The organism is uncultured Gimesia sp. (assembly GCF_963976445.1).
Taxonomy (GTDB): Bacteria; Planctomycetota; Planctomycetia; order Planctomycetales; family Planctomycetaceae; genus Gimesia.
In genome coordinates this window covers 128,519-139,370 of record NZ_CAXBKP010000007.1, presented here as the reverse complement: position 1 = coordinate 139,370, position 10,852 = coordinate 128,519, and the positions used below count along the sequence as shown (strand labels likewise).

The 10,852-nt window shown below is 47.3% G+C and carries 8 protein-coding genes; 1 reads left to right on the top strand and 7 read right to left on the bottom strand.

Annotated elements, in window-relative coordinates:
- Positions 1-4: 4 nt before the first annotated feature.
- The gene (locus tag AAC022_RS10170; RefSeq protein WP_339730621.1) at positions 5-3,130 is read right to left on the bottom strand and encodes a DUF2309 domain-containing protein; all 3,126 of its coding nucleotides are present in this window, start codon (positions 3,128-3,130) and stop codon (positions 5-7) included.
- Between the two features lie 210 nt (positions 3,131-3,340).
- Positions 3,341-3,643: a hypothetical protein gene (locus AAC022_RS10165; protein WP_339730619.1), complete on the bottom strand. Its 303-nt coding sequence runs from the start codon at positions 3,641-3,643 to the stop codon at positions 3,341-3,343.
- Positions 3,644-4,069: 426 nt separating this feature from the next.
- On the opposite strand from AAC022_RS10165, the gene AAC022_RS10160 reads away from it, so the two are divergent.
- Positions 4,070-4,741: a carbonic anhydrase gene (locus AAC022_RS10160; protein ID WP_339730618.1), complete on the top strand. Its 672-nt coding sequence runs from the start codon at positions 4,070-4,072 to the stop codon at positions 4,739-4,741.
- Between the two features lie 139 nt (positions 4,742-4,880).
- Here AAC022_RS10160 and AAC022_RS10155 read toward each other — a convergent pair whose 3' ends face one another.
- The 5 genes from AAC022_RS10155 to AAC022_RS10135 are packed head-to-tail and all read right to left on the bottom strand — an operon-like array spanning position 4,881 to position 10,634.
- On the bottom strand, positions 4,881-6,551 hold the full coding sequence (locus AAC022_RS10155) for a formylmethanofuran dehydrogenase subunit A (RefSeq protein ID WP_339730616.1): 1,671 nt from the start codon (positions 6,549-6,551) through the stop codon (positions 4,881-4,883).
- Between the two features lie 59 nt (positions 6,552-6,610).
- Complete coding sequence (locus AAC022_RS10150) at positions 6,611-6,865, bottom strand: hypothetical protein (RefSeq protein ID WP_339730614.1); 255 nt, start codon at positions 6,863-6,865, stop codon at positions 6,611-6,613.
- A 31-nt stretch (positions 6,866-6,896) separates the two neighbouring features.
- Entirely contained in the window at positions 6,897-7,889 is a 993-nt protein-coding gene (locus AAC022_RS10145; RefSeq protein WP_339730613.1) for an ABC transporter permease, read from the bottom strand.
- 44 nt (positions 7,890-7,933) lie between these two features.
- A complete protein-coding gene (locus AAC022_RS10140; protein WP_339730611.1) occupies positions 7,934-9,478 on the bottom strand; it encodes a sugar ABC transporter ATP-binding protein in 1,545 nt (514 codons plus the stop codon).
- Positions 9,459-10,634 (bottom strand): sugar-binding protein, encoded by a 1,176-nt coding sequence (locus AAC022_RS10135; protein ID WP_339730608.1) that lies wholly within the window; start codon positions 10,632-10,634, stop codon positions 9,459-9,461. The genes AAC022_RS10140 and AAC022_RS10135 overlap by 20 nt, the downstream gene beginning before the upstream one ends.
- Between the last annotated feature and the right edge of the window lie 218 nt (positions 10,635-10,852).

Genomic DNA, 10,852 nt, shown 5'->3' with positions numbered 1-10,852 from the left:
CAGATTATGACGAAAATTCATGAGCTCGAATGGATGCGAACCCTAGATGATCGCGCCAGCCTCGGTACCAGTCGATTGATGAATCCACTACAGGGAGTTCATTCGTTTCCGGTTTGTAAATTTCAAAATTACCATTACGGTAAACATGTATTTGAGATGTCTCGGTATCGATGACAGCCAGTTGTACCCAATTGCCGTTTACAAGTCTGGCAATCGAAACGTTGTTTGCGATAATTCGCCTCATAGCCTCTTGCGTGGTTTCAATCACAAAGAGTAAGCGTACCGGTTCATGAATCTCGACCATTTGCAAAGGTAAGCCGGGACGCAGATCGCTGGAAGCGCCATCCATCACTCCCAGTAGTGATGTGATGTTGTGCGCCAGTTTTGTTCCACAACCATATCCTGTCGAATCTACATAAGAGAAATAATATTCAAGGTTGATTCCGGCACATACCGGGATGACGGCCTGAAGTAGCTGTTCGAGAATGGAACTGTCTGCGTCATCCTGTGTCGGATCATAGGATGTCAGAAATGCACGACGATCAAGATAGAGTCCGCGACTCCACTTTCTGCGGCCTACAAAGCATAGTGAATTCGTCGCGTGACCGTACTCGGGGCGCGTCTGTGAGAGGTCCTCTGCACGACCTTCAACATGCCGCAATGCATCGTTCACTGAGAGTAACAGTTCTGCTGATTCAAATCGGCGGCAGCGTTCATGAGCACTATGCGCGCGAGCTTCGTTGAGATCCTTCTCAGCTTTTTCAAACAATTCACGTTGTAAGATGGGAAGTCGATCCAGATCGTACCAGATGATACTGTCATCGCAGGTGTTATGATAACATCCCGCAAAGACGGTCTTGTCTGGGATAACCAGATTGCGTTCCAAGAGAATACGTCGCACGCGAGGGTCATTCGCCATTTGTGCAAAAGCCCGCGCATTCGGGCCACCACGACCTCCACCGCATGCACCACAATCATGAGCGGCTTCATGCGGGTTATTGAGACTGGCCGAGCCATGCCCGCATATAATCACCAGCGGTGAGAATAACTCTGGTTTCGCAAGTCCCAAGGCCCTTAGGCCGCCTTCAACAATATTAGCCATCTCGTCAACCGAATAGCCAAGTTGATCGTTATTCGGTCCTGGCTGGGCATCCACTCGTTCCAGACGTAATTGCGTGATCGGAGGCTCTACGATGCTATCAAACATACGCCGGATTTGTGCTGTTGTACGCGGAAATAGAATTCGGGCGACTAGAGGAAAGGCTGCCAATGAACCGAGCAGTCCTGTCAATAAACCTCCGATGAAAGTTCGAGTTCCAATGTGAGCTTGATGAGTGGCCCTTCCAATTCGTCGTCGGGTCTCGGCTCGTCGTCGGCTGACTTGTGTGAGTGAATAAAGCGTCTCTTCCTGGACGTAGTGAACTGGTTTGATATTTACCGGACAGAGCGGAGTGAAGTGTGCATCAGCGGCACCACGGTAATACATGGCGACGCCGAAGAAACCTGCAATACCAAAGGTTTCACATTCAGGAGCAATTTCTTCCAGATGTCGTCGAAAGGATTCTTCGCGTTCGTCAATACAACAGACAACCTGATATGCGGGATGAGGTGTTTTATGGGACTTCGATTGAGTCAGTTGTGTACGATGTCGGGTGGAGTGCACAGTGACTGCGTCGAGTGTTTCATTTCGATATTTTCGCTCAAATGCCAGATGGTAAACCCGTCGACGCTCGAGGCTGGAAAATAATTCAAATTCTTGAATGAGAGTTGTCCACTGTTCACATGAAAGATGCAGAAGATCCTCAGGGTTCCAGCCTCGCACCTGAGCGAGTTGGAAGATCGTAAACGCGCGCTGACTGGTTTGGCATCTTGTGTCTTTGCCAATTTGCTTGAGAATCTCAGTTCGGAAGGAGGCCAACTCCCCTTCAAAGCCAAACGAATTCTGCATCACATATTCGACTGCCAGTCGATCAAGAATCAGACGTACTGCCAGGAATTCGATGAGACTCCCCGGAGGGGCTGTATGAGGCATCCATTCGGCATTCGTTTCCATTTGCCAGACCATACCGGCCCAGCCACGTAAGACTAGGAGCGTCTGGGAAAGAAATTCATCACGCTCCTCTTCGGTTACTCCCATCAAAGAAAGTGATTCTGCGATCGATTCCAACGGACCGATTTCCGAAGATTCCAGTCGTTGAATTTCTCTTTTCAATCCGGAGAGTTCGATAGCAGGGCTGATCATTGATCCGGAATACAGTTGCAGAAATGAATGATAGAATCCCAGTTCGCGTTCGGGTAATGGCCAGGTGCCGAACCCCTGGTCTAGAAAGGCTGCACAAAAACGGATCAGCAAATCGTGAACAATAAAATCCGTATCCTCGCCTGTGGCTTTCAGTAAAAGATCACGGTGTCTGAGATGCTGCTGTGAAAACTTCGTTTTTAGCTTAGCACTTTTTGCACCATCGTAGCAGACTCGCCACAGGAAATGTAAAACAAATGATTCCCACTTACGGTCGTCCCATTTTCCAATCGATTCTTTTCCAAATTGGGAAAACAGACTGTCTAAAATGTGCTTTGCCCGCTGATCGCCCCTGTTGCTGCCATTCAGGAAGTCGCGCATGATCCAGTGACGTGTCATTGTAATTGTTTGTTCGCGAATCGCGGGTTCGACTTCTTGACGGAAATGCCGCAAGGCATCGGTTTCTGCTATGAACCAGCGTAATTCAGAAACTGGTCCGGAATGCAGAGGGAACTGCAGCATCGCTAATCGGAGCGCATACCGTGTTCCGAATTTTCCAATCAGTATTTCAGCGTTTTCGCCAAGATCGTCCAGTAACGATGCTTCAATGTCTGCGACACGTATCCGGTCTTGATCAAACTTTTTTCGATAACGATCCTCCGACAGAAATGGATGGCATCCAAACGTTCGTCCTCCTTCTACGACTCCTTTTTCAAAGGGCAGATCTTCGAATGCATGCAGAGTATTGTGATGAACGAAGACTGTAATTGGCCCTTGAGCTGGCAAGAGATGAGCAACGTGTTCGATCGTATGACGAAGTTCGGAGAACTTTTCGAGATGAGTCGATTTTGAAGTTTGATGGTCCGTGTGAATATTTGCAGATTCGTTCATGGTTCTTCACAGAAAAACAGATCCAGATGTCCGAAATTATCCGCGTATGAAATCCATTAGATTAGTGCATAACCATAAGCAGGAAAGAAGCGAATACCCAATATCATTTCACCGGATGAAATGATTTAGGAGCTTCAGCTTTGGCAGATGCACGCGATAAATTCGATGCACCAAGCTATTGCAAAATCGAGATGGAAAGCGGCCGTGGGGTTAGCAGAGAGAAATCGGTGGGGCGCGAGAGCCGTCCAGACTATGATTCACCGGCAGGGCAATAATGGATACTTCATGAAGAGAGGAGTCGATCGATTTATCGAGGAAGAAATCGATCGTTACCGATCCAAAAAGAGAAGTGGTCAACTCCCACTTTTTCAGTTCTTCTTTGGATTCATTCTCTTCAAACTTTTCGAACGGCTGGTCGAGTGGATATTCTTGGCCATCTTCCCCTGATATCAGGGGCAGCGCTGTTCCAAACAACACCGCCCAAAAGAGAACGAATAAAACTAAGAATTTCATCAAATGTTCCAGCAGCATTAATTGTTTTAGCAGAATTCGCTTCCTGAAAGGTAGTTCAGGGCCGCTTTGATTAATGCTGATATAGAAGAAGTACACAAGGAGCGAGACCATAATATAATATTATTAAAGGGTCACGGCAAGTTCGCTTTCAGGAATGAGATTACTCTTGGTAGTGTATAAATGATCCAGGGTTGGTGTGTGGTCCTTGTTGCTGTCTAAGGATAATCCTGAAAAGTTTTGAGAGAGATACCGTTGAGCTCCAAAAAAGACTCGTTTTGGGAGAGATACTAACTAGAATGAAATTATTGACGAAGTGCTTGATTGCACGTTGAGACACATTTCATATTTAAAGTGTAACATTCAGCAAGTAGTCTGAGGTCAGCTTTTGCACGCGTTACACGAGTCATACTAAGTAGGAGAAGGCAGATGCAAAAGCTCGTTGATGGGATCCACGAGTTTCAAAGGAACTACTTCAGTCAGGATCAAAAATTATTCGAAACACTGGTTGAAGGCCAAAACCCGCTTGCATTATTCATTACCTGTTCGGATTCACGAATCAATCCGAATCATTTAACTCAGACAAAACCGGGCGAACTATTCATTCAGCGAACCGCGGGAAACATTATTCCACCTTACGGCGCTGTGTTTGGAGGTGAGGCCGCGACAATTGAATATGCGGTCAGTGCTTTAAAAGTGAAGGATATTATTGTTTGTGGGCATTCTCATTGCGGTGCAATGTGTGGTTTACTCGATCCGAAACTGATCGAGAAGATGCCTGCAGTCAGGGCTTATTTACAACACGCGGAAGCAACTCGCAGAATTGTGGATGAGAATTACTTGCACCTTACCGATCCTGAAAAACGTCTGATTCTTACTGTTCAGGAAAATGTACTCGTTCAAATCGAAAATTTGAAAACGCATCCGGCAGTGGCCGCTGCGGTGAGTCGAGGAGAGTTAAAGTTGCATGGCTGGGTCTACAAATTCGAAACAGGTGAGGTTTTTAACTTTCACCCGGACGAGGGGCAGTTTCTTCCAATCGAAGATGAAGAAATTGTCTTGTCAAAACCGGAAATGGATCGGACATTACCTCCCATTTAGAGTCTACGAGTCAGTAAAGGTCTGTTTTAAGCAGGGGCAGTTGAGTGAGTTTCGGCTTGATTGGCTGACTCTGCTTTAACCATGTATCTTGTTGCTGCGCCCTCCGCATCACAGATTGAGGGGCAGCACTTTCTGCGGATTAGCCCAAGTTCATTCCGCAAGTGACTTCTTCTGCATGAGGAATTTCCTGTTTCTCAATTTGGTAGTTCCTGAACCGGATCGAGTAATTTTCGTCAAACCAGTCTTTGATATGCGGCAAAAATTCCTGGTCATAGTCGGGCGCTGTGTAATACGTTCGGCCGAACTGATGTTCCTGAATTTCCCCATCTTCGACGACCAGCTGACCGTCTTTAAAGACCCAACGCGGGCGTTCGAACATTTCCTGACGGTTTTGTTGTGGCGCGTAGATGGTAATGTCAGCATGCGCTCCCACACCGAGATGCCCCTTGTCCTTCATACCCAGGACGCGGGCGGGGGCGGCCCGGGTGATGATGGCGATTTCATATAGCGAGTATTCACGCTCCAGATCAGCCAGCACGCTTCGTTCGTAAATTTCTTCCGGCATCTGAGACAGAAATTCCTGGCGAAAATTCTTATCCATCAGTAAATAAATGATTTCCGGATAATGATAAAAGGCGCCACCATTCGGGTGATCGCTGGTCATGATCACCCGCCAGGGATCTTCCATCAACAGATACCATTCCAGTGCGATGGCCCATTGGACGGCATTGATTAAGCTACGTTGTGGGCGGTATTCAATCGGAATCACGCCACAACTGCTTTCCAGTTCACAGTCGGCGGTATACCATTTGTTGCGGTTGATGTTGTGCAGAAATTGACTGAAGGGCGTGTCCCCAGTCATCGACAGCGTCAAGCCTGGGTTGATATGCCCGACATCGACAGTGATATTTTCATGAGAATTGACATAGTCAACCAGCTTTTGTGTCGCCGAGGAAAAGCTGGTCGGATCATTTGGATCACCGTCATACGAATGAAACTGGACATGTGCCAGATGACCGCGATGACCTTCTAAAGACTCCATGGTATTCAGCGTCGTTTCCCAGTTTCCGGGGATTCCCAGGTTATTACAGTGAATATGTACCGAGTGCGGCAATTGCAGTCGATCTGCTGTTCCCGCTAAACCGCGTACAATCTGTCGAGGTGTGACTCCGAAATTCTGGACGGGAGAGTCCAGTTCCTTGATCGATTTGCGGCTGATTTGTTTCCAGTCTTCAACACCACCTGGATTCACAATTTTGATCGTGTAACCTTTGGCTGATTCCAGCAGCCAGCTGCAATACGCGTCTAATGCATTCTGATCCTGATTTCGCAGATGTTTCATCACGAAATGGTTATTGCCGAACAGTAGATAAAACCCCTTGTCCAGAATCGGCGTATCCTGCAGTTCTTCGTGTGCGTGTCTCGCATGCAGGCCGGGGATCGCGGCATCCATGGCTGTGGTATAGCCGATACTGGCGAATAGGTATCCGGTGGCGAACGTGCTGGGAACCACGCCTCCCGTGCCCGAGCGGGTGTGCTCGCTTCGATAAATGGGGGGCGCGTTCCGTTTCATTTCGGGCGTCATTTTGCGCCCCGCGTTGACTTTCGGACCGGCGATATGACAGTGCATATCAATCCCGCCAGGCATCACAACATAGCCTGTCGCATCCAGCGTCTTCCCTGAAAAAGAGTCTGCATTGGGTGGGGTAGAGATGATTTTACCATCCTGAATCCACAAGTCACGTACTTCGCCGTTCACGCCGTTCGCAGGGTCGTAAATCGTTCCATTTTTAATTCGGGAAACAGACACAATAAACCTTTAACAGCGACAGTAGGATGATTCAGGTGCGCATTCACGGGGCGGGGTAGTTAGTGGCGGCAACAGTTGGAACTACCGCATCCGGGATCGGCCATCGGGAGTTGTGACTTTTTCTTGGAACTCTCCCCTTTAAACAGCAGCCCTCCCGAAATGAGGCGTTCAACGGGAGTTGCTTTGGGAGTCTCATCCAAGGGGATTCCCGCTTTTTGACAAAGCTCTTCCCAAGTTTTGAGAGATTCCGACATGCGATGGCTGACTTCGACGGTTTTGCCGTTGGCTTCGCAATAATATTCATAAGTAATCATGCTGATTGATCCACGAAATAACTGAAAGGAACTATCCAGAGGTCTGTCTTGCCTGCAGAATCGCTCTGCGTTTTTGGGCATAGCGTTTTACAAGCTCATCTGAGATTACCCCGACTAAGATGACTGCTCCAATGATAGCAAATTCCAGTTGAGAGGGAATCCCCAGCATGGTAATTGAATTACGGAGAACCCGCATCAAAGCGGCTCCGATCACAACTCCCAGAATACTGCCTTCGCCCCCGCGAATGCTGCACCCTCCCAGAACGGCGGCTGCAATGGCGTACAGTTCATAAAAATTACCGATGCCTTCCGGCTGGACCGAATTAATATCCAAGGCGAATAAGACACCACCCACACCGGATAAAAAGGAGCAGATCACATAAGACATGATCACCACGCGGTCTGTTCTAATTCCGGAATAGCGTGCGGCTGCTTCATTATTACCAATGGCCTTCAAGTAGCGACCGAAAATGGTTTTATTCAAAAAGAAGGCAGCTACGACGGCCAGGCCGAGCATGATCAGAAAGGGCACGGGGAGTTTGAATCCTTCAATCAAGGGGATTTCGACTTTTCCAGTTGCTAAATAGCGTAATCCGGTATATCCCGTTCCAAAGCCCTGCGTCTGATCTTCGGTAATTCCCCGGGCAATTCCCCGGTAAATCAGCAGCCCACACAGTGTCACAATAAATGGTTGTAATTTGAGCTTGGTAATCAGTAATCCATGAAATAGCCCGATTAAGATTGAAATTGTCCCGACGAATAACAGGGCGCTGGTGATGGAAAAGTTTTGTTCTACAAGAAGATAGGGCAGTAAGCTTCCCACGAGACAAATAACCGAACCGATCGAAAGGTCGATGCCTCCGGAAATAATCACGAAGGCCACACCAATACTGATAATGCCAAACAACGAGGTTAATCGAGTCACATTTTGCATGTTGTAGGCGGAGAAGAAATTTTCATTCGAGATCGCTGTCACCGTACACACGACTATCAACAATATTAAAATGCCCAGGATTTTATTCATGATTCAAACTCTTAAGCGCTATTCAGTTTTGGAAAAATAATAGATCAAGTCGTCACTGCTTTACCTGTTTGCCCGGTTGCCAGTTGCATTATGGCTTCTTCGCTTAGTTCCTCTCGAGACAGTTCTCCTGTAAGCTGGCCTTCATGCATCACGAGCACACGATCTGAGACTCCGCGAATTTCTTCCAAGTCACTGCTGACAAACAAAACAGCCATTCCCGAGGATGCCAGTTCATTCATCAGGTTGTAAATCTCTTCCTTAGCACCCACGTCCACGCCGCGTGTCGGTTCATCCAGTAGTAGGACACTGGGTTTCATGGCCAACCATTTTCCTAATACGACCTTTTGCTGATTCCCCCCCGATAAAAACTGAACAATCTGGCGATCACTGGGGGTCTTGATCTTCATGGCGGCAATCATTTCTTCCGAGATGACTTGCTCCTTCGAAAAATTGATCATTCCCAGTAACTTCTTGTCGCGGGAGAGACTGGCCAGACTCATGTTCTCGCGAACCGCCATTTCCAGAATCAAGCCCTGTAGTTTGCGATCTTCGGGAACCAGTGCCAAACCCGCTGTGATGGCATCTTGGGGTGAATGAATTCGAATTTCGCGACCATTTATGAAAATCGTTCCCCCTTGAGGGGCGTCGATTCCAAACAGGACCTGCATCAGCTCTGTTCGACCAGCGCCGACCAGACCAGAAATTCCAACGATTTCATTTTTTCTCAGTGAAAAGTTGATTGGGTGTGTCGGATTTGCCGGAGTACGCAGATTTCTTACCTGTAGAACGACCTCACCTGGTTGATGAGGAGTGTGAGTAAAGAATTGGGAAACATTGCGTCCCACCATCATCTGCACCATGCGATCATGCGAAATGGAATCCCGATCCAGATCGCCGGCATTTTCACCATCACGCAGCACAACTACCCGGTCAGCCAGATCGTTGACTTCACCCAGACGGTGGGAAATATAAATGATACTGACGCCTTGCGCTTTCAGTTCCCGAATGACGGAAAACAGTGCTTCAGATTCATGCAGCGAGAGGGAAGATGTGGGCTCGTCCATAATCAGAATCCGAGCATTGATCGAGAGCGCTTTCGCGATTTCCACCATTTGCTGCTGTCCAACAGTCAGGTTACCCACCAGTGTCTGCGGTGAAATATTTAACCCGACCCGTTTCAGCAGCTTTTCGGATTCAAGATATGTCTGCTTCTGGCGAATGATGCCCCGTGAATTCGGCTCACGCCCCAGGAAAATATTCGCTGCAATATCCAGATTATCACACAGGTTTAATTCCTGATGAATCAACGCGATTCCGCAGTCAATCGCATCCTCTACATTGGAATTCGAGACGGTCGTTCCGTCGATCAACAAGTTTCCGGAATCCGGGGGCTGGACACCTGCCAAGATTTTCATCAAGGTGCTTTTACCAGCCCCGTTTTCCCCAATCACTGCCAGCACTTCCCCACGATTTAAGGTCAGACTGACCTGGCTTAATGCTTTTACACCGGGGAACTGCTTTGTAATCTTCTGTACTTCCAGAAGCGGTACTGAATGAGCCGAACTGGTACTACTCATCCGACTTCGCATCTTTCTGTTTTTCTGTAGATATATCTGTTGGCTTGAGATCTTGATTCAAAATATCCGTTTTTACTTTCTTTTTTTGATCGGCATCAGTGGTCAGGGATTTCAACTCTGCCCAAAACTCTTTTACATTGTCTTTTGTAATCTTGCGAGCAGGGATGTGTATGATTTTATTTTCTGGCACGACTGATTTGTCGCCGTTGGCCAGTGCATTCAAAACTCGTACTGATTCATAGCCATATTGATAGGGGTTTTGAACTACCGTTCCAACAACAGTTCCGTCGATGATACCTTGTAAGCTTGGTCCCTCTTCGTCAAACGAGACGACTTTTATTTCTTTCAATTTATCGGCATCTCGTATTGCTTCTAAGCATAAGGGCGGATTATAGGCAAACAAGCCAACCATACATTTCAGGTTGGGGTGTTTCGCAATCGCATCCTGTGCATTTGCTTTTGCCTGTGGGAAATCAAAGTCATCCAGGCGTGTATCGAGGATCGTGTATTTATCGTTTTTTATAACTTTTCCCGGTTCATCATAGCGTTTGTTATCATGCGAACGTCCCATTACTTCATCAATTACACCCTGACGTCGAAGCTTGGCATTGGCCTGCCCCAGACGCCCGACAAACAACATGATTTCGCCACCTTCAGGTAACGCATCCTTGACCAGTTCACCACACATTCGGCCTGCTTCGTAGTTGTCCATCCCAATATAACATTGCCGCGGGCTTTTGGGGGCATCGGAATCCTGTGTGACCAGAATGGAATTGTCAGCGATTTCCTGTAAAAGGTCATGTTGATTATCTGGATCAATCGGACTGATGGCAATTCCGTCAGTGCCTTGTGCCAGAAGTTCCTGTACCATTCGTTTTTGATCTGTCACACCTTGGGGAGGCATACGAACTTCTACGTTCACATTCAGGTCTTCTCCCGCTTTTTCTGCGCCTTTCTGTGCAATGACCCAGAACGAAGCGATCCCGTTTGTGACAAAAGCCACATCATTTTTCTCGGGAGACTTTGTATTCGAAGTATCGGAAGGTTTGGGGTCAGATGCGCCCGAATTTTGATTTCCCGTTTGCTGATTACAACCAGCAAAGAAGAGTGAAATACTTAATATTGTTGCTAAAAGAGTGCAGTTCCGAATCATTTCACGACAAGTCATCAAGCGAGGCTCCTTGTTTGTATGTTGTGCAGAAGATCAGATGAGATTGGAATTATTATGATGATTGACTTACTTATATGATGCAATGATTTCGTAGAAATATCGAGCTTACCTGATAGAAATCAAATAAATAAAAATGAATACAGTCCAGTTTTCAATGCGTCAACCAGCTGTTATTATGGAAGATCGCGATATTGGGTGATTCGGGTTCCAGCAAT

Bases quoted from the DNA above. Each gene is read 5' to 3' on its own strand.
- AAC022_RS10170 (WP_339730621.1), bottom strand. From the start codon at position 3,130: ATGAACGAATCTGCAAATATTCACACGGACCATCAAACTTCAAAATCG.
- AAC022_RS10165 (WP_339730619.1), bottom strand. From the start codon at position 3,643: ATGAAATTCTTAGTTTTATTCGTTCTCTTTTGGGCGGTGTTGTTTGGA.
- AAC022_RS10160 (WP_339730618.1), top strand. From the start codon at position 4,070: ATGCAAAAGCTCGTTGATGGGATCCACGAGTTTCAAAGGAACTACTTC.
- AAC022_RS10150 (WP_339730614.1), bottom strand. From the start codon at position 6,865: ATGATTACTTATGAATATTATTGCGAAGCCAACGGCAAAACCGTCGAA.
- AAC022_RS10145 (WP_339730613.1), bottom strand. From the start codon at position 7,889: ATGAATAAAATCCTGGGCATTTTAATATTGTTGATAGTCGTGTGTACG.
- AAC022_RS10140 (WP_339730611.1), bottom strand. From the start codon at position 9,478: ATGCGAAGTCGGATGAGTAGTACCAGTTCGGCTCATTCAGTACCGCTT.
- AAC022_RS10135 (WP_339730608.1), bottom strand. From the start codon at position 10,634: ATGACTTGTCGTGAAATGATTCGGAACTGCACTCTTTTAGCAACAATA.